This window comes from Flexivirga lutea (assembly GCF_054778955.1).
This window is the reverse complement of sequence record NZ_BAAGZB010000002.1, coordinates 80,774-103,687: the sequence shown is the minus strand read 5'-3', so window position 1 is coordinate 103,687 and position 22,914 is coordinate 80,774. Positions and strand designations below refer to the sequence as shown.

Below are 22,914 nucleotides of genomic sequence, written 5' to 3'. Positions count from 1 at the left end.
CGTGCTCATTCGCCTTTCGGTCCAGTGGTGTAGTCACGTAGGACGTCGAGACCCGCCGCGAGCAGCGGCACCGTGGCGTTGCCGATGTCCTCGAAGCCGGACCCGAGCGTCTGTCCCTGCTGATGCCGGTAGTGGATGCCCTCCAGGATCGCGGCGAGCTTGTAATAGGCCAGCGCCTCGTGGAACGCCAGATGACTGACGTCGCGGCCGGACCGCTCGCTGTAGCGCTGCACGATCTCCTCCCGCGTCGGGTGCCCCGGCGCTCGGGAAACCGTCGAAACCGCCTGCGGCGCAACGTCGGCGAGTGCCTGGTAGACCAGCAGCAGCGCCACGTCCGCCAGCGGGTCACCCAGGGTGGCCATCTCCCAGTCGAGCACCGCGCTGACCCGGTCGGCGTCGTCGATCAGCGTGTTGTCCATCCGGTAGTCGCCGTGCACGATGCCGGCTCCGCCGGACTGCGGTATGGCGCCGGCCAACGCCCGGTGCAGCTCGTCCTCGCCCGGCAGGTCGCGGGACCGGGAGGCGTCCATCTGCCGCCGCCAGGTGCGCACCTGGCGTTCCAGGTAACCGTCCGGCCGGCCGAAGTCGGCCAGTCCGATCGCGGCGGGATCGACGGCATGCAGTGCGACCAGTGTGTCGGTGACCGCGTCGGCGATCGACCGGACGCGCGCTGCGCCGAGCGGGGCCAGTTGTCCGGCGGTCCGATAGGGGGTGCCGGACGCCCGCTCCATGACGTAGAAGGGCGCGCCGAGCACCTCGGCGTCGGTGCAGGCGGCATACATCCGGGGCACCGGGACAGCTGTGTCGTGCAGCGCCGCCATCACCCGGTGCTCGCGGGTCATGTCATGGGCGGTGGCCAGCACGTGCCCGAGCGGCGGGCGGCGGACGACGACCTCCCGGGTGCCGTCGGTGACGATGTAGGTCAGGTTGGACTTGCCGCCGACGATCAACTCCGCATGCAACGGACCGTCCAGCAGGCCGGGGCAGTCGGCGGCCAGAAACCGTTGCAGCGCCTGCAGATCCAGTCCGGGCACGTCCGTGCTGCGGTCGCTCATCAGATCCCACCGGCGAGCAGGACGCCTCCGTCGACGGTGAGCGTCTGCCCGGTCATCCAGCCGGCGTCGTCGGAGAGCAGGAAGGCGACCACGCCGCCGATGTCGTCCGGGACGCCGAGTCGCTTCAGGGCGTATGGCGCGGCGACCTTCTCCTCACGTCCTTCGTAGAGGGCCTTGGCGAAGTCGGTCTTGACGATGGCCGGCGCCACCGCGTTGACCCGGATGTTCGGGCCGAGTTCGAGCGCGAGTTCCTCGGTGAGGTGGATGAGCGCCGCCTTGCTGACGCCGTACATCGCGATGCCTGGAGCGGGCCGTTGCCCGGCGATGGAGGCGACGTTGACGATGGCTCCGCCGTGCTCGCCCTGCCACGCCGCGCGGATCTTCTGCACCCAGGACAACGCGGCGATCACGTTGACGTCCATGATCTTTCGCGCGACCCCGGGGTCGATGTCCATCAGCGGGCCGTAGGCCGGGTTGATGCCGGTGTTGTTGACCAGCAGGTCGGCGCTGCCGAAGTGCTCCAGTGCCGTGGCGATCACCTCGTCCTGGTGGTCGGTGTCGTCGGCGCGCCCGGCGACATACCGAGCGCGGTCGCCCAGCGAGGTCGTCGCCGCGGCGAGCGTCGCCTCCGTGCGGGCGGTGATCACCACGCTCGCACCCTCGAGGACGAGCCGCTGCGCGATGGCGAGGCCGATGCCGCGGCTGGCTCCGGTCACGATGGCGGTCTTGCCGGCGATGCCGTTCATCTGCTGCTGACTCCTCGGATCGGGTGACCTGCGGCACTACAGTAAGTGCTAAGCAAGCGCTTAGTCACTGACTCATTCTGAGCGAGCCCCTGGGAGGCAGCATGCCCGGTCCCTTGAACGGAGTACGGGTGGTCGAGCTGGCGGCGATCGGGCCGGCGCCGTTCGCCGGCATGCTGTTGGCCGACCTCGGTGCCGACGTGATCAACGTCGGCCGCCTCGACAACGGGGGAGGTATGCCGGCCGCGGCGCACCGGGTGCTGCTGCGCGGGCGCCGCTTCGTGCACCTGGACCTGCGGCATCCGGCCGGTGTCGAAGTGGTGCAGGACCTGGCACGCACTGCCGACGTGTTCACCGAGGGCTTCCGTCCTGGCGTGGCCGAACGCCTCGGCGTCGGACCGGAGGATCTGCTCGGCGTCAATCCGCGACTGGTCTACGGCCGGATGACCGGCTGGGGGCAGGACGGCCCGCGTGCCGACGAGGCCGGGCACGACCTGGGCTATCTGGCCCTGTCCGGCGCGCTGGCACCCTGTGTCGGCGACGGTGGACGCCCGGTCGCTCCGCTGAACATGCTCGGCGACTTCGGTGGCGGCGGCATGCTGCTGGCCGTCGGGGTGCTCAGCGCGCTCCATGCGGCACAGCAGACGGGGGAGGGGCAGGTCGTCGACGCGTCGATTCTGGACGGGGCGGCGCTGCTGACCGCGATGCACCAGTCCCTGCTGGCCTCGGGGATGTGGCAGCAACCGCCCGGTGGCAACCTCTTCGACGGCGGCGCGCCGTTCTACCGGGTCTATCGGACGGCCGACGACAAATGGCTGTCGGTGAGCGCGGTGGAGCCGAAGTTCTACGCGCAGCTGCTGGACGGCCTGGGGCTCGATGAGGATGTTGCGGGGCAGTACGACCCAGCGCACTGGCCGGAGTTGCGTGTCACGATCGCCACCCGGATCGCGGCGCGCACGCGCGAGGAGTGGGTCGAGGCCTTCGCCGGCCGCGACGCCTGCGTGGTGCCGGTGCTCGATCCGGACGAGGCCGCGGCGGACCCGCACCTCATCGCGCGGGAGGTGTATGCCGACCGTGGCGGCATACGACATCCGGCGCCTGCGCCGCGGTTCAGTGCGACGCCGACGGAGCTGCCCGAGGAGTCACCGGACGACCAGACCGCCGAGGTGCTGGGCGAATTCGGCTACACGCATTCCGACCTGCGGCGGCTGGCCGGCGCCGGAGTGATCGGGCCGCTCCTGCCGTGACGACGTGCTGCCTGCCGGCCCGGGCGGCGCCGTGCTGCCGGTGCGGCGTGCGTTTGCACTCTCCCTGCGAGAGTGCCAATAATGGGCCTTAGCACTCTCCTGGTGAGAGTGATAGTTCGGATGTATGGCGAGGGTCGGCCTCGCGGGGCTCGGACAGTCCCGAGGGCATGGCCCGTCCGTCGCGGGCGCCATACGACTGACACCGCAACAACACGTGAGGATAGGACTGCACATGGCCAAGACCATTGCATTCGACGAGGAGGCCCGGCGCGGGCTCGAGCGGGGCATGAACACCCTCGCCGACGCCGTCAAGGTGACCCTCGGCCCGAAGGGCCGCAACGTCGTCCTGGAGAAGAAGTGGGGCGCTCCCACGATCACCAACGACGGTGTGAGCATCGCCAAGGAGATCGAGCTCGACGAGCCCTACGAGAAGATCGGCGCCGAGCTCGTCAAGGAGGTCGCCAAGAAGACCGACGACGTGGCCGGTGACGGCACCACCACGGCGACCGTGCTCGCCCAGGCCATGGTGAAGGAGGGCCTGCGCAACGTTGCCGCCGGCGCCAACCCGATGGCCCTCAAGCGGGGCATTGAAAGCGCAGTTGCCGCCGTCAGCGACGAGCTGACCAAGGCGTCCAAGGAGATCGACACCAAGGAGCAGATTGCCGCGGTCGCCGGCATCTCCGCCGGTGGCGACGCATCGGTCGGCGAGCTCATCGCCGAGGCGATGGACAAGGTCGGCAAGGAAGGTGTCATCACCGTCGAGGAGAGCAACACCTTCGGCCTGGAGCTGGAGCTCACCGAGGGCATGCGCTTCGACAAGGGCTACATCTCCGGTTACTTCGTGACCGACACCGAGCGGATGGAGACGGTCCTGGAGGACCCCTACATCCTGATCGTCAACTCCAAGATCGGCAGCATCAAGGACCTGCTGCCGCTGCTGGAGAAGGTCATGCAGTCCGGCAAGCCGCTGGTCATCATCGCCGAGGACGTCGAGGGCGAGGCCCTGTCGACCCTGGTGGTCAACAAGATCCGTGGCACCTTCAAGTCCGTCGCGCTCAAGGCGCCGGGCTTCGGTGACCGCCGCAAGGCCATGCTCGGCGACATCGCGATCCTGACCGGCGGTCAGGTCATCTCCGAGGAGGTCGGCCTCAAGCTCGACACCGCGGAGCTGGACCTGCTGGGCAAGGCGCGCAAGGTCGTCGTCACCAAGGACGAGACGACCATCGTCGAGGGTGCGGGCGACGCCGACCAGATCGCCGGCCGCGTCAACCAGATCCGCGCCGAGATCGAGAACTCCGACTCCGACTACGACCGCGAGAAGCTGCAGGAGCGCCTGGCCAAGCTGGCCGGCGGTGTTGCGGTCATCAAGGTCGGTGCGGCCACCGAGGTCGAGCTCAAGGAGCGCAAGCACCGCATCGAGGACGCCGTGCGTGCGGCCAAGGCATCGGTCGAGGAAGGCATCGTCGCCGGTGGTGGCGTGGCGCTGCTGCAGGCCGCCAAGGGCGCCTTCGACTCCCTCAAGCTCGAGGGTGACGAGGCCACCGGTGCCAACATCGTGCAGGTCGCAGCCTCCGCGCCGCTGAAGCAGATCGCTGCCAACGCGGGCCTGGAGCCGGGCGTCGTCGCCGCCAAGGTGGCCACGCTGCCCGTCGGTGAGGGCCTCAATGCCGCCACCGGCGAGTACGTCGACATGCTCGAGGCCGGCATTCCGGACCCGACCAAGGTGACGCGTTCGGCGCTGCAGAACGCCGGCTCCATCGCCGCGTTGTTCCTCACCACCGAGGCGGTCATCGCCGACAAGCCGGAGAAGGCTCCGGCGATGCCGGCCGACCCGTCCGGCGGCATGGGCGACATGGGGTTCTGAGTCACCCCACGAAGTTTCTCCTCCGCTTCGCTGTAGCCAACGAAGTTCTCCGCTCGTACCTCGCTCCGATACTTCGTCGGGGCCCACAGAGCGGAATACTTCGCGGGGACCCCGAACGAGGAAAAGGACTTCATCGCGAACGGCCGTCCACCACTCGGGTGGGCGGCCGTTTCGCACCGTGGTGGTGCACAATCGTCCCTTGTGACAACGCCACAAGCGGCGCAGCCGCATCGCGCCAAGCTCTGGACGTTGACCCTCGGCGCACTGGGTGTCGTCTTCGGCGACATCGGGACCAGCCCGCTCTACTCGCTGCAGACGATCTTCTCGCTGGACCACAACAAGGTGTCCTCCTCGCACGAGGACGTCTACGGCGTGATCTCGCTGGTCTTCTGGGCGGTCACCATCGTCGTGAGCATCAAGTACGTCGTGTTCATCCTGCGCGCCGACAACGACGGTGAGGGCGGTGACCTGGCCCTCGCAGCGCTCGCCCGGCGCGCTGTGCCGTCCGGCGGCAAACGGTTCGCGCTCGTCATGGTGCTGGGTGTCTTCTCGGCGTCCTTGTTCAGTGGCGACAGCGTGATCACGCCGGCGATCTCGGTGCTGTCCGCGGTCGAGGGGCTGGCCGTGCCGGCGCCGGGGTTGCACGACGTCATCCTCCCGATCAGCGTGACGATCATCGCCGTCCTGTTCGTGGTGCAACGCTTCGGCACGTCCGTGGTCGGCAAGCTGTTCGGGCCGGTCATGGTCCTGTGGTTCGTCACCATCGGCGTGCTCGGCCTGGCCAAGGTCATCCCGAACCCGGCGATCATCCGCGCCCTGTCGCCGACCTACGCACTCCAGTTCTGGTTCCAGCACCCGTTCATCGCGTTCATCGCGATGGGTGCCGTCGTGCTGTCGATCACCGGGGCCGAGGCCCTGTATGCCGACATGGGCCACTTCGGTCGATCACCGATCCGGCGCGCCTGGTTCTTCCTGGTCTTTCCCTGCCTGACCCTCAACTACCTGGGTCAGGGTGCGTTGATCACCGAGTCGCCCAGCGCCATACGCAACCCGTTCTTCCTGCTGGCCCCGTCGTGGGCGCAATGGCCGATGGTGATCCTGGCGACGATGGCCACGGTGATCGCCTCCCAGGCGGTGATCTCCGGAGCGTTCTCGGTGGCGCGGCAGGCCGAGCGGCTCGGCTATCTGCCACGGCTCACGGTCCTGCACACCTCACAGCACGAGAGCGGCCAGATCTACATCCCGTCGATCAACTGGTCGCTGTTCGTCGGTGTGCTGGCGCTGATGCTGACCTTCCGCACGTCCGCACACCTGGCGACGGCATACGGTCTGGCGGTGACCGGCACGCTGGTCCTGAGTTCCACGCTCTTCATGGTCTATGCGGAGTCCGCCTGGAAATGGCCGAAGCGGCGACTGCTCCTCGTCGGCGTGCTGTTCTACTCGGTCGAGCTGACCTTCCTGGCCGCCAACCTGGCCAAGGTCATCCACGGCGGCTGGCTGCCGCTCTCGATCGCGGCAGTGGTCGCCACCACCATGTTCACCTGGCGCCGTGGCGCCTCGATCGTCTCCGACATGCGCCGCACGAAGGAAGGCCGGCTGACCGAGTTCATCGACTACCTGCGCGGCTGCGAGGTCACGCGGGTGCCCGGCGTCGCGGTCTTCCTGCACCCGGACGACGAGACGACACCGCTGGCCTTCCGGGAGAACGTGGCGTTCAACCACGTCACGCACGAGAACGTCTTCATCGTGTCGGCGATGTCGCGCAACATCCCGCACGTGGCACCGCAGGACGTGCTCACCTTCAGCAGTCTCGGTGACCCGTATGACGGCGTGGCGCACATCCAGCTCAACTTCGGTTTCCAAGACGACCAGAACGTGCCCGAGGCGCTGCGGGCCGCGCGGGAGCAGGGCATCAACCTCGACCCGGACGAGGCCTTCTACTTCCTGTCCCGGATCAGCGTGCAGCACGGATCGCTGCCCGGGCTCAGCAAGTGGCGCAAGCGGCTCTTCCTCGGTATGGCGCACAACGCCGCCAACCCGGCGGTTTACTACGGACTGCCCGAGGACCGGACCGTCGTGATGGGTGCCCAGGTCCACTTCTAGTCACCCCACGAAGTTTCTCCCCCACTCCGCTCCTCCGATACTTCGCGGGGACCCCGACTTCTACTCGTTGGTAACATCGGCCGTCACCAACCTGAAGGGCGGCCCATCCGTGGCATTCGACCGACTCCTGGCACCCATCGAGATCAGTGGCGTGCAGCTGGCCAACCGGGTCGTGATGGGCTCCATGCACACCGGTTTCGAGGATCGCAGCAAGGACTTCGGCAGGTGGGCGGCCTATCTGGCCGAGCGTGCCCGCGGTGGCACCGGGCTGATCGTGACCGGTGGGTTCGCGCCGAACGTCGAGGGCTGGCTGCTGCCGGCCGGTTCCATGCTGGCGACCCGCCGCGCGGCGGCGAAACACCGTGCCGTGACCGATGCCGTCCACGCCGAGGGCGGCCGGATCCTGTTGCAGGTGCTGCACGCCGGGCGTTACGGCTTCCACCCGTTGATCCGTTCGGCGAGCAGCCGCACGTCGCCGATCACGCCGTTCCGGCCACGGGCGCTGTCGGCCAGGGGGATCGAGCGCACCGTGGACGCCTTCGTGCGCGCAGCACGTCTCGCCGCGCTCGCGGGGTACGACGGTGTGGAGATCATGGGGTCCGAGGGCTACCTGATCAACCAGTTCCTGGCCGCGCACACCAATGACCGCACCGACGCATGGGGTGGCACCGCGGAGAAGCGGATGCGTTTCCCGGTCGAGATCATCCGCCGGGTGCGCGCCGAGGTCGGCGCACCCTTCATCGTCAACTACCGCATTTCGCTGCTGGACCTGGTCGAGCGCGGCCAGACGTGGGACGAGGTCGTCACTCTCGCCGGCAAGCTGCAGGACGCGGGCGCCTCGATGTTCGGCACCGGCATCGGCTGGCACGAGGCGCGGGTGCCCACGATCGTCACGTCGGTGCCCCGTGCGGCGTTCGCCAGTTGGACCGCACGGTTGAAGCAGGCGGTCGACGTCCCCGTGGTCGCATCCAACCGGATCAACACGCCGCAGGTGGCCGAGGAGATCCTCGCCGCCGGACAGGCCGACCTGGTGTCGATGGCGCGTCCGTTGTTGGCCGACCCGGAGTTCGTGCGCAAGGCTGCCGAGGACCGGATGGACGAGATCAACACCTGCATCGCCTGCAACCAGGCCTGCCTGGATCACACCTTCGCGCACCAGAAGGCCAGCTGCCTGGTCAACCCCCGCGCCGGGCGAGAGACCTCGCTCGTGCTGCTGCCGGTGCCTGCCCCACGGCAGCGCCGGATCGCAGTGGTCGGTGCCGGTCCGGCCGGTCTGGCCGCGGCGGTGTCGACCGCCGAACGTGGGCACCGAGTCACGCTGTTCGAGCGCGACGGATGGATCGGCGGACAGTTCCGGCTGGCGATGCAGGTGCCGGGCAAGGAGGAGTTCGCCGAGACGCTGCGCTACTACCAGCGACGCCTGGAGGTCCTCGAGGTCGACGTGCGACTGCGGACGGCCGTGACCGAGCAGCAGCTGAGCGGCTTCGACGACGTCGTGGTGGCGACCGGTGTGCGACCGCGGGTGCCGCGGATCGACGGCATCGACCACCCCAGCGTCGTCATGTATGACGCGCTGCTGCGCGGCGAGGCCGAGGCCGGTCCACGCGTCGCGGTGATCGGCGCCGGCGGCATCGGGTACGACGTCGCTGAGTTTTTGACGCGAGGATTCGTTCCTCATCCTCACGACAAAAACCTGCATCAAGCGCCGTCCTTCGGCCGGACGGTCCTTCTCGATGACCAGCACAAGAAGCTGCCGGAGTGGCAAGCCCAGTGGGGCGTGACCGACGACCCGGCCGCGCCCGGCGGACTCACGGCCAAACGCCCCGTCGAACCACGACGCCAGGTCCATCTGTTGCAGCGCAAGCCCGCCCCGTTGGGTAAGGGCCTGGGCAAAACGACCGGTTGGGTGCACCGCGCCGCGCTGAGGCACGCGCAGGTCGAGTTGCTGGGCGGCGTCACCTACGACCGCATCGGAGACGACGGATTGCACATCACCGTGCGGGACGAGGACGGGCAGCCGTGCCCACGGATACTCGAGGTCGACACGGTCGTGATCTGCGCGGGCCAGGAGTCGGTGCGTGACCTGGCGCGCGACGGTGATGCCGCCCGGCACGTCATCGGCGGTGCCGACGTGGCGGCCGAACTCGACGCCAAGCGCGCCATCGCACAAGCGACGGAGCTTGCCGCGAACATCTGACCCGACCGGCCACACAGCCACCCCTCGGGGTTGGTGGCCGCGTGGCCGGAGGCCGTCGGCAGATCGCTCAGGCGTTCACACTGAAGGCCTTCACGACGTCTGTCTCGACCTGCGCGTAGGCCGTGCCGGCCGAGCCGACGGTGGTGCCGATGTCGGCCAGCGCCGTGCGGACCTTGGTCTGTGCCTTCGTCCACTCGTGATGCAGCGCGGCATACTGATTGGCGCCCTGGCCCGTCCAACTCGCCTGCAGGACACCGAGTTTGCCCTTCATCAGTTGCATCAGGGTGTCGATCTCCTGGCCGATCTGGCCGATGTCCAGACTGTGCTGGCCGAGCTCGGCGGCGTTGACGCTGTAGCCCTGGTTCGGTGTGTGCATGTGTGCCTCCCAAGAAGTCGTCCGCCCGGTGCGGACGTGATGGGACGACGCTAGGCAACGCCGACCGAACCGCGCAGAAGTTATCCACAGTGATGTCGTGGACGCGGGCACCGGTCAGGACCGCGGGAGCAACTCCGGCGGCAGTGGCCGGGCGTGTATGACGCGCAGCGTGGACACCGCGCGGGTGAGTACGACGTAGAGCCGGCGCAGACCGGTCCGGGTGTCCGGCTCGGCGTCGGCGATGTCACCGGGTTCGAGCACGACGACGTGGTCGAACTCCAGGCCCTTGGCCACTGTCGCGGGGACGACCTGCACCCGGTGGTCGGCGTCGTCGCCTGCGTCCGGACCGAGCACGCCGTGCTGGATCGCGTGGTGCCGCAAGGACTCCGACATCTCACCGACGAGCGCGTCAGGCACGATGAGACCGATCGACCCGATGTCCCGCAGCACCTCCCGCACGGCTTCGATGACGGCGGCCGACCGGCCGTCCACACTGGTCGGCAGGAGAGCCAGCTCACCGGGGTTGTCACGCACGCTCACCGGTGCGCCGAGGCCGGGAGCCATCGACGGCAGCAGCCGCGCCGCGAAATCGATCACCGATGCCGGCACCCGGAACCCGCGGTCGAGGACTTCCAGGTGGTGCTCGGGCTTGCCCAGGTGCACCATCGCGGTCTGCCAGCTGTCGGTGGCCCACGGCGTAGTGCCCTGTGCGATGTCGCCGAGCACGGTCACCGAACCCGTCGAGCAGCGCCGGCCGACCGCGCGCAACTGCATCGGGGAGAGGTCCTGTGCCTCGTCGAGGACGACGTGGCCGAGACTCGGCGTGCGGCCCAGCAGATCGTGCAACTCGTCCAGCAGGGTCAGATCCGCTGCCGACCACTTGGCACTGCCCTTGGTGCGAGCCGGCTTCTCCCACAACAGGATCCGCTGCTCGGCCGGGCCGAGGACGCCGTCGGCCGCAGCGGCAAGCTGCTCGGGACCGGACCACAGCTCGAAGAGCACCTGTAACGGATCGACGGCCGGCCAGACCGAGGCGGCGTACTTCTTCATCGGCGCGCTACGCGCCACCGTCTCCTGCACCCGGTCGTCGGGGGAGTCGCCGGCACGTTCCATGCGCAGCAGCACGGCATGCGCCAACCGGCGCGGCAGCATCTCGCGGGCCGCGTTGAAACGCACGCCCCGGGTGCTCAGCTCGTCGATGATCTCCTGCACCTCGTATGCCGGGATCCGCCACTTGCGTGCTCCGCGCGGTATGACGAGGGCTTCCGTAGGTCGTCCGACGCGGGCCCAGAGCGCTGCACGCAGCACTTCCGCCATACGCGGATCACCTTTGAGGACAGCTGCTTGCGTGCTGTCGACAGAACGGACCCGGGCATGCGCGACCAGGTCGACGGCGGTGGAGTGCTCGACCCGGATCTCGCCCAGGGCCGGCAACACCGCGCCGATGTGATCGAGGAAGGCGCGGTTGGGCCCGACCACCAGCACGCCCGACCGGTCCAACCGATCCCGGTGGGTGTAGAGCAACCAGGCGGCGCGGTGCAGTCCGACCGCCGTCTTGCCGGTCCCCGGGGCACCCTGGACGCACACGGACACGTCGACGTCGGACCGGACGATCACGTCCTGCTCCGGCTGGATGGTGGCCACGATGTCGCGCATCGGACCGGTACGCGGACGCTCGATCTCCTGCGCCAGGATCTGGCTGCGACTCGAGGGTTCGGCTGCCGAGAGCAGGTTCTCGTCCTCGATCGCGCTGATCTGGCCGTGGTCGATGCCGAACCGTCGGCGGCGCACGACACCCATCGGCTCGGTCCGAGACGCTCGGTAGAACGCCGTCGAGACCGGCGCCCGCCAGTCCAGCACCACCGGGTCGCCGCCGGCATTGCTGACGTGACGTCGACCAACGTAGACGGTTGCAGTGTCGTCGGTGACCGGAGTGGCAAAGTCGACGCGGCCGAAGAAGAGTGCGGTGTGCGGGTCGTCCTGCAGCGACGCCACGCGTCGCGCCAGCGTCACCGCCAGTTCGTATGCCGAGTCGCCGTCGCTGGCACGATGCGGGTCGAGGGACTCGGCGCGCTCGCGCATGCGGGCGAGGTCGGCGCGGGCGGCGGCGAGGTAGGCGCGTTCGGATTCGAGGTCGGTGTCAGTTGTCATGGGCTCCAGGAAGATTGGGCCGAAGGAACCCGGGTCCCCGCGAAGTATTCGGAGGAGCGCAGCGGGGGAGAAACTTCGTGGGGACGGGCGAAAGGGGGCGCCTCTTCCGGCAGTGGTTGTGGGGGAAGAGCGAGTATATCCGCTCGATTCCTGCCACGACCGCCGTCCAAGGCGCCCCCTCGCGTGATCCGGCCCCGTCACAAGCCGGATCCACCCCGTCAGGACCTACCGGGCAACGGAGGAAGGGAGAGTAGCCCGGGGCCCTTCGTCACGGCCTAACTGGACGATGCCTCGCCCAAGGTGACCGTGACGTCCTGCTGCTTCCCATCGCGCACGATGGTCAGCGTGATCTTGTCCCCGACGTTGTGCGCCCGGACGAAGCCGATGAGCGCGTCGGAGGATGACACCTGGTGTCCGTTGAACTTGATGACATCGTCTCCCTTCTTGATCCCGGCCTTCGCTGCCGGCGAACCGGCGTTGACCGAGACGATCTTGGCCGCCTGCACGGTGGCGTTGCCGACCTTGACCGTTGCCGGCCTCGCAGACACCGTCACACCGATCTGGGCGTGACGCACCTTGCCGTGCTCCATGAGCTGCGAGGTGATGTTCTTGACGACCGACACAGGGATAGCAAACCCGATCCCGATGTTTCCCGACTGGGAAGAACCTGAAGATTGGCCGAGAGTCGCGATCGAGGAGTTGATGCCGATCAGCTTCCCGGACCCGTTGACCAGCGCACCACCGGAGTTGCCGGGATTGATCGCGGCACTGGTCTGGATGGCGTTGGTCGTCGAGCTGTTCTCCTGCTTCGGAGTACTGCCGAACGGGTTGCTGCCCCCGCCGGGACTCTCCTGCTGAGTGGTGACCGGACGGTTCAGCGCGCTGACGATGCCTGTGGTGACCGTGCCGGCCAGCCCGAGCGGGTTGCCGACCGCCATCACCGGCTGCCCCACGACCAGACTCTTGTCGTCGCCCAGCGTGATCGGCGTCAGGTCACTCGGCGGATTCTTCAGCTTCACCACCGCGAGGTCGGTGCTGGGGTCGGTGCCGACGACCTTGGCCTCGTAGGTGCGGTTGTTGTTCAGAGTGACCGTGACGGTCGGGTTCGGGCCTGCACCGCTCACCACGTGGTTGTTGGTGACGATGTTGCCGTCCTTGTCCAGGATGACGCCCGAACCCTGGTCGCCGGAGGCGCCCGATCGGACCGTGATCGCCACGACGCTCGGCGCGACCTTGGCCGCCGTGGCGGACCAGTCGACGGTGCCCGCGTTGGCGAAGTCCGCCGGGTTCGCCTGGACCACAGTGGTGCTGGAACTGCCGGCGGCGGCGGAACTGCCGTCGTTGGTCAGCGCCCAGGTGCCCCCGCTGGCCAACGCCGCGGCCAGCACCGCGGCCACCGGCACCGCCGCCCATCGCCGACTGCGCTTGGGGCCGTCCTGCCCGCCGCTGCCGTTCCCGCCCGGCTGGTACGGACCGCCGGAGAAACCGCCCGGTCCGCCGCCCTGGTGGTATGACGGCGCCGCGTAGGGATTCTGCCCAGGTGCGCCGTACGGGCGCTGGCTCGACTGCTGACCTGCGCCGACCGGCGCGGCATACGGTCCATTCTGCTGCCGGTGCGGCTGCTGCGACTGGTCACCGTGGGACTGGTCACCGTAGGACGCCTGCGGCCTCGGGTGCGCCGGCAGGTGCGCGGTGTGGTCGTCGGCACCGTAGATGCGGCCGGTCGTGTCCGAGCCGCCGGTGTTCCCCGTGCGCTCGGTGCCCCGACAGTCATCAGCGTTCTGCTGGTCAAAGGACATCTTGGATAACCCCTCGTGGTCGATGCGCCGCCGGTTGGTGGCCTTCACTGGTTGTTACTCAACGCCGTCCGTCTGTCGCGGCGCTTCGCCGAACCTGTGGGCCTCCTGTGGCTCACGGATGGCCGGCGACGGCGCCCGTTCACCGTCCGGCTCCGCTGCCGAGTCGTCCGGCGGCGGTGTCGGCATCGAGGGTATTTTCGCCACGAAGGTCGCGCCACCACCGGGGGTGTCCCGGACCTCGACACTGCCGCCGTGGGCGTCCACGAGCGCGGTGACGATCGCCAGGCCGAGGCCGCTGCCGCCGTGCTCACTGTTGCGGGACGCGTCGGCCCGGTAGAACCGTTCGAAGATGCGATCGCGCAGGTGCGCCGGCACGCCGGCGCCGTGGTCGATGACGTGCAGTTGCGCGGTCCGGCCGACGATGCCGACCGCGACCTCGATGGGGGTGCCGGCCGGGGTGTAGCGGATCGCGTTGGCCATCAGATTGGTCAGCACCTGTCGGAGCGCCGCGTCGTCACCGAGCACGACGGTCGGCCCGACCGGACCGCCCAGGCCGAGCAGTCGCACCTCGCGGTCGTGGTCGATCGCCGTGGCGTCCTGCACCGTGTCCGCGGCCAGCACTGTCAGATCGACGGGGGACGACGGCCGCTGTGGGGCGGTGTCGTCCTTGTGCCGCCGCTCCAACCGGGTCAGCAGCAACAGGTCGTCCACCATCACCGCCATCCGGGTGGCCTCGTCCTCGATCCGGCGCATCGCCGACCGCACGTCGTCGGGCTCGGACACGGCGCCCTGGCGGAAGAGTTCGGCATACCCCCGCACGGTGGCCAGCGGGGTGCGCAACTCGTGCGAGGCATCGGCGACGAACTGGCGCATGCGGTCCTCGGAGGCGCGGCGTACGTCGAAGGAGTCCTCGATGCGGGCGAGCATCACGTTGAGCGACTTGCTGAGGCTGCCCACCTCGTCCTGGGCGCCCGGTGTCGGCACACGCTGTGTCAGGTCGCCGCGGGCGATGCTGCGTGCGGTGTCCTCGATCTGGCGCAGCGGGCGCAGCGCGCGTCGTACGGCGAACCACCCGAGCGCGGCGCAGGCGAGCAGCGCCAGCAGCCCGACCAGCACGATCACCAACTCGAGGTGGACGATCACCTCGTCGGTGTGGTCCATCGACACCGCGACCGCGTAGACGTAGGTCGTGTCGCCACTGCGCACCGTGCCGGCGACGACGTGCCAGGTGGTGTCCGCGCCCTCCTTGGAGCCGACGCTGAAGATGTGTCCGCTGCGGACCCGCGGGTCGGAGCTGGTCAGCGCGGGGATCGCCGGCAGTGGTCCGTCGGAGGAGGAGTTGCCCGGGTCGGTGGTCAGACTGGTCCGGCGGCCGTCGGTCGTCTGCAGTTCGACGGCATACGTGTTGGTCGGCACGTAGGCGAAGGCGCGCTGCTCGGTGGCGTGGCTCTGGATCTCGCTGTCGACCAGGTGGGTGCTCGCGGCCCGCAGCTCGGCGTCCTGGCGGTCGGTCATGAAGCTGCGGACCTGCGTGGTCACGGTGGCGCCGGAGACCAGCAGGGCGAGCGCGAGCAGCACCATCAGCAGCACGCTGAGGCGTAGCCGCAGTGGCATGGCCGACAACTCGTGCCGGACACGGTGCTGCAGCGAAGACTCGTTCCTCATCCTCTGTTCATTCTGCGGCACGGCAGGACGTCCCGGTGAGGCGCCGCGCGCTGGCGGGCGGGCCGCCGGTCACTCGCGCGGGGCGCGCAACACGTAGCCGACGCCGCGCTTGGTGTGGATCAGGGCCGGGGCGTCGCCGACGTCGATCTTGCGTCGCAGGTAGGAGATGTAGCTCTCCACGATGCCGGCCTCGCCACGGAAGTCGTAGTCCCAGACGTGGTCCAGGATCTGGGCCTTGGACAGCACCCGGCCCTGGTTGAGCATCAGGTAACGCAGCAGCTTGAACTCGGTGGGGGAGACCTCGATCACCTGACCGGCCCGGCGTACCTCGTGCGAGTCCTCGTCCAACTCGAGGTCGGCGACGCGCACCGTCGAGCGTGCGTCGTTCTCCACCTGCGTGCGGCGCAGGACCGCACGGATCCGGGCCACGACCTCCTCGAGACTGAAGGGCTTGGTGACGTAGTCGTCGCCGCCGACCGTCAGCCCCTTGACCTTGTCCTCGACCGCGTCCCGGGCGGTCAGGAAGACGATCGGCAACTCCACTCCATTGGCGCGCAACTTGCGGGTGACGGTGAAACCGTCCATGTCGGGCAGCATGACGTCCAGCACCGCCAGGTCGAGCTTGTGCTCGCCGGCAACCGAGATCGCGTCATTGCCGGTGGCTGCGGTGTGCACTTCGAAACCGGCGAACTTCAGGCTTGTCGCGAGCAATTCGCGGATGTTGGTCTCGTCCTCGACGACCAGCAGGCGGGCTTCCGGAGAGGTCATGTCGATCACTGTGGCTCCGTTTCCTGGGAATTGCCTGTACATCCCATGATATGCGTCGGCGGTGCTGCTGGGCGATGCTCGGGAGCCGGGGATCGCCTGCGTCCGAGGAGCCGCCTCGGGCCGCCGCTCGGCAATGTCGTTAGCTGGTCTAATGAGCTAAACTAACGACAGTGACCCCCGCAGAACGCAAACATCTCGCCGTCGATCTCCGATCCGTCTGCATGCGGATCAGCCGCCGGGTGCGTTTCTCCGGCGCGGGTCAGGACACTCTGCGGCCGCACCAGGTGTCGGTGCTGGGCAAGCTGGACAACCGGATCCGCACCCCGCGCGAGCTCGCGGAGATCGAATGCGTGAGCGCTCCTTCGATGACCCGCACGGTGAACGCACTGGTGGAGCAGGGTTTCGTGCGCCGCGACGCCGATCCCGAGGACGGCCGCCAGGTCCATCTCCAGCTGACTCCGGAGGGGCGCAAGACGCTCAGCGCCATACGACGGTCGCGCGATGAGTGGGTCTATTCGCGGATGGTCGATCTGAGTGAGGAGGAGTGTGCGGTGCTGCGTCAGGCCGCCGACATCCTGGAACGGGTGGTCGCACCCCAATGAGCCGCAGCCGGACCTTCGCGTCCCTGTCCGTCTACAACTACCGCGTCTACTTCGCCGGCGCCCTGGTCTCCAACGTCGGCACCTGGATGGGTCGCACCGCCCAGGACTGGCTGGTGCTGACCCAACTCACCGCCCACGACTCCACGGCGCTGGGCATCGTCACCGCCCTGCAGTTCGCGCCGGTGGTGCTGCTGGCTCCGTTCGCCGGCGTGATCACCGATCGTTTCCCCAAGCGGCGGGTTCTCTTCGGCACGCAGAGCGCGCTGGCCGTGACCGCGGCGCTGCTCGCGGCACTGGTGCTCACCGACGTGGTGCAGCTGTGGCACGTCTATGCGCTCGCGTTGTTGCAGGGCGTCGCGACGGCGCTGGACAACCCCAGCCGGCAGGCATTCGTCTCGGAGATGGTGGAGTCCGACCTGCTGAGCAACGCGGTCGGCCTGAACGCCACATCGTTCAATGCCGCGCGGCTGATCGGCCCCGGCATCGCCGGTCTGTGCATCGGTCTCATCGGCACCGGCCAGACCCTGGTGTTCAACACCCTGTCCTTCGTCGCGGTGCTGATCGCGCTCAAGGCGATGCGTCCCGAGGAGCTGATGCCGGCACCCCAGGTCCGCGGCAAGGGCAACGTGCGTGAAGGACTGGCCTACGTGCGGCGGCGACCGGACATCATGCTGATCATGTTCATGGTCTTCATGCTCGGCACGTTCGGCATGAACTTCCAGCTGACCATCGCGCTGATGGCGACGACGGTCTTCCACCGGGGCGCGGCGGAGTACGGCCTGCTGGGATCGGTCATGGCGATCGGTTCGCTGGCCGGCGCGCTCATGGCGGCCCGCCGGCAGCGGCCGCGGCTGCGCATCGTGCTGGGCTCACTGGTCGGCTTCACGCTCTTCTCGGCGCTCGCCGCGCTGGCGCCGTCATACCTGCTGTTCGCACTGTTCCTGATCCCCACCGGATTGTGCGCGATCACCACACTCAACACCGCCAACGCGACCGTGCAGCTGAGCGTCACCCCGGTGATGCGGGGTCGGGTCATGGCGCTCTACATGGCCATCTTCATGGGCGGTACGCCGGCGGGGGCCCCCGTCATCGGTTGGATCGGCACCGCGTTCGGGGCGCGGTGGACCATCCTGGTCGGCAGCGTGGCGACGGCGATTACGGTGGGTGCCGTCATGTTCTACCTGATGCGCAGCAAAGACTTGCGAGTGCGGCTCGAGGGTCGCCCGATCCCGCACCTCGAGGTGCGCCAGCGCGACCGCGCCGGCGACCTCGCCGGTGAGCGCGTCGCATGATGTCCCCCAGAGCGCAGCGGCTGGTGGTCGTCATCGCGCTGGTCGCCCTGGTGGGCGTCGCGGTGCTGGGCGCGCTGCTCTAGTCGCCGGCCTGTGCCCGCAGCTGCCGCTTCGTGTGGTCGAGCTGCTCGATGACGATGCGGCGCAACGCATTCGGCGCGTCCGGGTGCGTACCCAGCCACTCGTCGGCAGCGGCGACCACCGGGTTGTCGGTGACGTCGCCGTCGGCGACGCTGGTGCGCGGAAATGCGCCGGCCACCAGCCGCGCGGCCATGACCATCGTCTGGTCACGCCACCACTGGTCGAGCTGCTCGAAGTAGGGCGTGCGGAACTCCTCGGTGAGGGCCTGATCGCCGGCCGCGAAGCCGGCCAGCAGCGCCCGTTGGCGGTCGTTGGTCAGGTCGTCGCCGGTCGTCAGCTCACGCCATACCCGCCGCTTGTGCGCAACCGACGGCAGCGTGGCGAGGGCCCGGTCGAGCGCAATGGCGCCGCTCATCGTCGGGTCGGCGTCGTAGGCGTCCGGCAGTTCGGACTCTCCGACGGAGCCCTGCTCGGCGAGGGCGACGAGCAGGTCCCAGCGCAGCGAGGGGGTCACCTCCAGTCCGGCCACGCCGCCCCGCAGGGCGAGGCGCACCGGATCGACACCGGCCGGGGACCGGCCGGCGCAGAACGCCAACGCGTGTGCCCAGGCGCGCTGCAGATCGGAGCCGGGTGCGGCGGCCTGCAGACCGGCGTCGACCGTGGCGACGAGCTGAGCAGACGCCGAAGGGCGCTCGCCTGGTGCCAGGTAGTCCGAGATCGCCGTGCGGGCTTGCTGCAGCACCATCGACACCAGTCCGGCGTCGGTCTCCCTCGCCACGTTGGCGTCGATCGCTGCCAGGTAGGTCGCTGCGGACAGGCGCGCGTCCCGCACCGCGTTCCACAGGGCCGACCACACCACCGCACGGGTCAAGGTGGGTTCCAGCGATGACAGGTCGCCCAGCACGTTCGTCACGGACGTGTCGTCCAGGTGGACCAGTGCGTAGGTGAGGTCGTCGTCATTGGGCACGACGACCTCGGCCCGGGTGCCCGGCGGTAACGGCACCGCGACCTTCGGTGCGTCCAGGGTGAGTTCCACGCGCGCGGTGCGCTCCAGTCCGGTCGCTTCGAGTGCGAAGGTGGAGACGACCACCCGGTGGTTGCGGGCGATCTGCTCGCCGGTCGAGGGGTCCGTGGAATCGGTTGTCAGGTAGATGGTCCCGCCGTCCCGAACCACCCCGAGCGCCGAGGGTCCGGTGGTCTCCAGCCAGGTCGGCACCCAGTCCGACAGGTCCGCCTCGCTGCTCTCCTGCAGCGCGTCGATCAGATCCCGCAGCCCCGTCGAACCGAAGGCATGCTGCTGGAAGTAGAGCTGCGCGGCGCGGAAGAAGGCGTCCCGCCCGGCATACGCCATCAGTTGCTTCAGCACCGACGCCCCCTTGGCGTAGGTGATGCCGTCGAAGTTCTGCCGGGCGGCCTCCAGGTCCGGGATGTCCGCGACGATCGGGTGGGTCGTCGGCAACTGGTCCTGGACATAGGCCCACTGCTTGCGATTGACCGCGAACGTGACCCAGGAGCCGTCGAAGCCGGCGGCCTCGGTCGCACCCAGATAGCCCATCAAATCGGCGAAGGACTCCTTCAGCCAGGTGTCGTCCCACCAGCGCGGGGTGGCGAGGTCGCCGAACCACATGTGCGCCATCTCGTGCATGATCACCTCGGCGCGGGACTCGCGCTGCGCCTCGGTCGGGGTGCCGCGGAAGATGTAGGCGTTCTCGCTGAAGGTCACCAGGCCGGGGTTCTCCATCGCGCCGAGGTTGTACTCCGGCACGAAGATCTCGTCGTACTTCCCCCAGGGATAAGGGAATCGGAACGCCTCGTCGAAGAACGTCAGCCCCTGTTTGGTGATGGTGAAGATCTCGTCGGCGTCCAGGTGCTCGGCCATCGACCGACGGCAGATGACGCCGAGCGGGATCTCCAGCGAGCTGCCGTCGGCGCGGTCGGCGCGCCATACGTCCCGCGCGACGTGATAGGGCCCCACCGCGAAGGCGGTGAGGTATGACGACAGCGGCAGCGTCGGGGCGAAGACCACGGTGTGCCCCTCGCCGTCGGCTTCATCGGAGACCGGTGACTGGTTGCTCAGCACGACGCAGCCGGCAGGCGCCGTGATCGCGAACGTGAAGCGCGTCTTCAGATCCGGCTGCTCGAAGCAGGCGAACGCACGGCGTGCGTCCGTGGGCTCGAAATGTGTGTAGGCGTAGGTGTTTCCGTCTGCCGGGTCGGTGAAGCGATGCACACCCTCGCCGGTCCGGCTGTAGGCACAGCGAGCCTCCACGACGACCTCGTTGACCGCCTCGCCGGTCCGCAGGCCCTGCAGCGGAACACGCGCACCGTCGTAGCCGTCCAGGGACTGTGCGGTGCCGTTGACCGTCAGGGCGGTGAGCTCGTCGGCCACCAGGTCCAGCCAGGTCGAGGTCTCCGTGCTGGTGAAGCGGATCGTCGCACGTGAGGCGAACGTCGAGGCGTCGGGATCGGCGAGGTTGCCCAGGTCGAGGTCGACCCGGTGGGTCTCGACGGCGAGTTGCCGACCGCGCGTGGCGCAGTCGTCACGAGTGAGGTTGAGATCCGCGATAGTCACGGCCACCATCGTCGCACTCGCCGAAGTTGCGCATCCGCCGCGCTCCCTCGAACGGCGTCGCGCAGCCAGGATCCTGCAGCCGGCCGTGCGGACGCCAGCAGGATCAGAGGTGCGCCACGACGTGGTCGATGCAGGCGGTGAGCGCCGCGACGTCGGCCGGGTCGACGGCGGGGTACATGCCGATGCGCAGCTGGTTGCGGCCCAGTTTGCGGTAGGGCTCGGTGTCCAGGATGCCGTTGGCGCGCAACACTTTCGCGATCGCTGCCGCGTCGACGCCGTCGAAGTCGATGGTGCCCACGACGGGGGAGCGGTCGGCCGGGTCGGCGACGAACGGCGAGGTGTATGTCGTGCGCTCCGCCCATGCGTAGAGAGTCGCGCTCGACGCGGCACTGCGACCGGCGGCCCAGTCCAGGCCACCGCTCGCCAGCAGCCAGTCGGTCTGCGCGGCCATCAACGCGATGGTGGTGACGGCCGGTGTGTTGTAGGTCTGCTCCAGTCGTGAATTCGTCACGCACAGCTGCAGATCCAAGGTGGCCGGCGTCCAGCGCTGCTCACTGAGCCTCGCGATCCGCTCGAGTGCGGCAGGAGACATGGCGGCGAACCACAGGCCGCCGTCGGAGGCGAACGCCTTCTGGGGCGCGAAGTAGTAGACGTCGGTCTCGGCGAGATCGACCGGGATCGCGCCGGCGGCGGAGGTCGCGTCGACGAGCATCAGCTCACCGGCCGAGCCCGGCACCCGCCGGACCGGGGTCCTGACGCCGGTGGAGGTTTCGTTGTGGGTCCAGCAGTAGGTGTCGACGCCGTGCGTGCTGCACAACTCCACCGCGGTGCCGGGCTCGACTTCCGCGACGATCGGGTCGGCGAGGAACGGCGCGTTGCGCGCGACGGTCGCGAACTTGGCACTGAACTCGCCGCACACGGCGAAGGCTCCGCGGTCGTGGATCAGCCCGAACGATGCTGCGTCCCAGAAGGCATTGGTGCCTCCCATGCCGAGCACGATCTCGTAGCCGTCGGGGGCGTCGAACAGCTCCGCGAGCCCGGACCGGACGCGGGCGACCAGACTCTTGACCGGTGCCTGCCGGTGCGACGTGCCGAGCACGGTGCGGCCCAGCGCGAGCAGCGCGTCGAGTTGTTCGGTGCGCACTTTGCTCGGCCCGGAGCCGAAACGGCCGTCCGCGGGTTTCAACGAATCTGGGATGACGAGCTGGTCGGTCACGTGCCCGATTCTGCCAGCGGTAGCGTCGTGCTCATGCAGCCGATCAAGCGTTGGGACTACGCGGGCGAGGGCCTGGACGAGCACGACCTGCCGGCGGCGCCGCTGCCGCTCATCGAGCAATGGGTCCAGGACGCCGCGGACCGGCAGGAAGCGAAGGGCGATGTGCCCGAACCCGATGCGATCTCGGTCGCCACCGTCGACGCCGAGGGCCAGCCGCACGTGCGCACCGTGCTGATGCGCTACCTCGGCGCTGACGGTCCGGGCTTCTACACCAATTACACCAGCCGCAAAGGCCTTGACCTGCAAGCTGATCCGAAGATCGCCGCGGCGTTGACCTGGCCGCCGATGTTCCGGGCCATCCGCTTCGTCGGTGTTGCCGAGAAGATGTCGGTCGAGCGATCGACGCACTATTTCCGCAGCCGGCCGTACGGATCGCGCATCGGCGCCTGGGCCTCGGAGCAGTCGCAGCCGGCCGCCGGCCGCGCCCAGCTCGAGGCGGCCGTGGCGTCATACGAACAGAAGTGGCCGGACACCGGCAGCCCGGAGGACGTCCCGCTGCCCGACTTCTGGGGCGGGTATGTCGTGCGCTGCGAGGAGGTGGAGTTCTGGGCCGGCCGCAGCAGCCGACTGCACGACCGGCTCGTCTTCGTGCGCACCTGCGATGGCGACCTCGCCGACGCGAACAGTTGGGAAATCGAGCGCCGTCAGCCCTAGGCGACGGGCAAGACCAGTCAACTGCACGAGAAGCGGACGCCGGCGGGTGAGGAGTCGAGCAAGAAGACACGGGACAGCCCGTGGGCTGCCGGTGGAACCGGCAAGCGCGATGGACGAGATCGCGCGCCCACGGGCCGCGGTGGCTGCGTTGGAGTAGCTACCGAACGTCCGTTCCGTCGGCACACCGGAGGTGGCCGGCGACGAATACGAAGGTTGCGCTAGCGCGCAACCACCTCACGCGTCCTTTGAGAAATCACTCTTGGACCACCTCCTTTCTCGTGTGCTCCCACGCTAGGACGAGGGCCGGGTGGGAAGCAACAGATTTAGTCGGCTGTCCTGGCTCCCCCTTCGGCCGGCGGGCCGAGCGCGGCCGGGACCGACGCCGAGAGCAGACGCGGAGAGCAAGAACGGCTGGCGCCCAGGGGAGGTGCGCCAGCCGTCCGAGCTGCACCTTGCGGTGTGCTCACCC

General features: G+C 68.8%; 16 protein-coding genes. 7 read left to right on the top strand and 9 right to left on the bottom strand.

Annotated elements, in window-relative coordinates; all coding sequences use genetic code 11:
- Nucleotides 1-5: 5 nt before the first annotated feature.
- Together ACYVBN_RS06880 and ACYVBN_RS06875 are read right to left on the bottom strand one after the other, a co-directional pair.
- Nucleotides 6-1,055, bottom strand: coding sequence for a phosphotransferase family protein (locus tag ACYVBN_RS06880; protein ID WP_460599880.1), 1,050 nt, complete (start codon nt 1,053-1,055; stop codon nt 6-8).
- Nucleotides 1,055-1,801, bottom strand: coding sequence for an SDR family oxidoreductase (locus tag ACYVBN_RS06875; protein ID WP_460599879.1), 747 nt, complete (start codon nt 1,799-1,801; stop codon nt 1,055-1,057). Before ACYVBN_RS06875 ends, ACYVBN_RS06880 begins: the two co-directional genes overlap by 1 nt.
- Before the next feature lie 101 nt (nt 1,802-1,902).
- On the opposite strand from ACYVBN_RS06875, the gene ACYVBN_RS06870 reads away from it, so the two are divergent.
- From ACYVBN_RS06870 to ACYVBN_RS06855, 4 genes are all read left to right on the top strand, one after another.
- On the top strand, nt 1,903-3,045 hold the full coding sequence (locus ACYVBN_RS06870) for a CaiB/BaiF CoA transferase family protein (protein ID WP_460599878.1): 1,143 nt from the start codon (nt 1,903-1,905) through the stop codon (nt 3,043-3,045).
- A 232-nt stretch (nt 3,046-3,277) separates the two neighbouring features.
- Nucleotides 3,278-4,909 carry a chaperonin GroEL gene (gene groL / locus ACYVBN_RS06865; RefSeq protein ID WP_460599877.1) on the top strand — a complete coding sequence of 544 codons (1,632 nt, stop codon included), beginning with the start codon at nt 3,278-3,280 and terminating at the stop codon, nt 4,907-4,909.
- Nucleotides 4,910-5,110: 201 nt separating this feature from the next.
- On the top strand, nt 5,111-7,012 hold the full coding sequence (locus ACYVBN_RS06860; RefSeq protein WP_460599876.1) for a potassium transporter Kup: 1,902 nt from the start codon (nt 5,111-5,113) through the stop codon (nt 7,010-7,012).
- Nucleotides 7,013-7,121: 109 nt separating this feature from the next.
- The gene (locus ACYVBN_RS06855; protein WP_460599875.1) at nt 7,122-9,209 is read left to right on the top strand and encodes an NADPH-dependent 2,4-dienoyl-CoA reductase; all 2,088 of its coding nucleotides are present in this window, start codon (nt 7,122-7,124) and stop codon (nt 9,207-9,209) included.
- A 67-nt stretch (nt 9,210-9,276) separates the two neighbouring features.
- Here ACYVBN_RS06855 and ACYVBN_RS06850 read toward each other — a convergent pair whose 3' ends face one another.
- From ACYVBN_RS06850 to ACYVBN_RS06830, 5 genes are all read right to left on the bottom strand, one after another.
- Entirely contained in the window at nt 9,277-9,585 is a 309-nt protein-coding gene (locus ACYVBN_RS06850) for a WXG100 family type VII secretion target (RefSeq protein ID WP_440282872.1), read from the bottom strand.
- A 114-nt stretch (nt 9,586-9,699) separates the two neighbouring features.
- Nucleotides 9,700-11,736 carry a HelD family protein gene (locus ACYVBN_RS06845; protein ID WP_460599874.1) on the bottom strand — a complete coding sequence of 679 codons (2,037 nt, stop codon included), beginning with the start codon at nt 11,734-11,736 and terminating at the stop codon, nt 9,700-9,702.
- A gap of 275 nt (nt 11,737-12,011) precedes the next feature.
- The gene (locus tag ACYVBN_RS06840; RefSeq protein WP_460599873.1) at nt 12,012-13,535 is read right to left on the bottom strand and encodes a S1C family serine protease; all 1,524 of its coding nucleotides are present in this window, start codon (nt 13,533-13,535) and stop codon (nt 12,012-12,014) included.
- Between the two features lie 54 nt (nt 13,536-13,589).
- Complete coding sequence (locus ACYVBN_RS06835) at nt 13,590-15,200, bottom strand: sensor histidine kinase (RefSeq protein WP_460599872.1); 1,611 nt, start codon at nt 15,198-15,200, stop codon at nt 13,590-13,592.
- A 69-nt stretch (nt 15,201-15,269) separates the two neighbouring features.
- Entirely contained in the window at nt 15,270-15,968 is a 699-nt protein-coding gene (locus ACYVBN_RS06830; protein ID WP_440282876.1) for a response regulator transcription factor, read from the bottom strand.
- A 170-nt stretch (nt 15,969-16,138) separates the two neighbouring features.
- Between ACYVBN_RS06830 and ACYVBN_RS06825 the strand changes: the two genes are divergently transcribed.
- Together ACYVBN_RS06825 and ACYVBN_RS06820 are read left to right on the top strand one after the other, a co-directional pair.
- On the top strand, nt 16,139-16,570 hold the full coding sequence (locus tag ACYVBN_RS06825; protein WP_460599871.1) for a MarR family transcriptional regulator: 432 nt from the start codon (nt 16,139-16,141) through the stop codon (nt 16,568-16,570).
- Nucleotides 16,567-17,862 (top strand): MFS transporter, encoded by a 1,296-nt coding sequence (locus ACYVBN_RS06820; RefSeq protein ID WP_460599870.1) that lies wholly within the window; start codon nt 16,567-16,569, stop codon nt 17,860-17,862. The genes ACYVBN_RS06825 and ACYVBN_RS06820 overlap by 4 nt, the downstream gene beginning before the upstream one ends.
- A gap of 79 nt (nt 17,863-17,941) precedes the next feature.
- Here the strand turns inward: ACYVBN_RS06820 and pepN are convergent, their stop codons facing one another.
- Both pepN and serC read right to left on the bottom strand, forming a co-directional pair.
- Nucleotides 17,942-20,515 carry an aminopeptidase N gene (pepN, locus tag ACYVBN_RS06815; RefSeq protein WP_460599869.1) on the bottom strand — a complete coding sequence of 858 codons (2,574 nt, stop codon included), beginning with the start codon at nt 20,513-20,515 and terminating at the stop codon, nt 17,942-17,944.
- A 103-nt stretch (nt 20,516-20,618) separates the two neighbouring features.
- A complete protein-coding gene (gene serC, locus ACYVBN_RS06810) occupies nt 20,619-21,731 on the bottom strand; it encodes a PLP-dependent aminotransferase family protein (RefSeq protein ID WP_460599868.1) in 1,113 nt (370 codons plus the stop codon).
- A gap of 33 nt (nt 21,732-21,764) precedes the next feature.
- On the opposite strand from serC, the gene pdxH reads away from it, so the two are divergent.
- On the top strand, nt 21,765-22,445 hold the full coding sequence (gene pdxH, locus ACYVBN_RS06805) for a pyridoxamine 5'-phosphate oxidase (RefSeq protein ID WP_460599867.1): 681 nt from the start codon (nt 21,765-21,767) through the stop codon (nt 22,443-22,445).
- The last annotated feature ends 469 nt before the right edge of the window (nt 22,446-22,914 follow it).

Excerpts from the sequence above, each read along its gene's own strand:
- ACYVBN_RS06880 (WP_460599880.1), bottom strand. The coding sequence starts at position 1,055 with ATGAGCGACCGCAGCACGGACGTGCCCGGACTGGATCTGCAGGCGCTG.
- ACYVBN_RS06875 (WP_460599879.1), bottom strand. The coding sequence starts at position 1,801 with ATGAACGGCATCGCCGGCAAGACCGCCATCGTGACCGGAGCCAGCCGC.
- ACYVBN_RS06870 (WP_460599878.1), top strand. The coding sequence starts at position 1,903 with ATGCCCGGTCCCTTGAACGGAGTACGGGTGGTCGAGCTGGCGGCGATC.
- groL (WP_460599877.1), top strand. The coding sequence starts at position 3,278 with ATGGCCAAGACCATTGCATTCGACGAGGAGGCCCGGCGCGGGCTCGAG.
- ACYVBN_RS06850 (WP_440282872.1), bottom strand. The coding sequence starts at position 9,585 with ATGCACACACCGAACCAGGGCTACAGCGTCAACGCCGCCGAGCTCGGC.
- ACYVBN_RS06845 (WP_460599874.1), bottom strand. The coding sequence starts at position 11,736 with ATGACAACTGACACCGACCTCGAATCCGAACGCGCCTACCTCGCCGCC.
- ACYVBN_RS06840 (WP_460599873.1), bottom strand. The coding sequence starts at position 13,535 with ATGTCCTTTGACCAGCAGAACGCTGATGACTGTCGGGGCACCGAGCGC.
- ACYVBN_RS06835 (WP_460599872.1), bottom strand. The coding sequence starts at position 15,200 with ATGAGGAACGAGTCTTCGCTGCAGCACCGTGTCCGGCACGAGTTGTCG.
- ACYVBN_RS06830 (WP_440282876.1), bottom strand. The coding sequence starts at position 15,968 with ATGACCTCTCCGGAAGCCCGCCTGCTGGTCGTCGAGGACGAGACCAAC.
- ACYVBN_RS06820 (WP_460599870.1), top strand. The coding sequence starts at position 16,567 with ATGAGCCGCAGCCGGACCTTCGCGTCCCTGTCCGTCTACAACTACCGC.
- pdxH (WP_460599867.1), top strand. The coding sequence starts at position 21,765 with ATGCAGCCGATCAAGCGTTGGGACTACGCGGGCGAGGGCCTGGACGAG.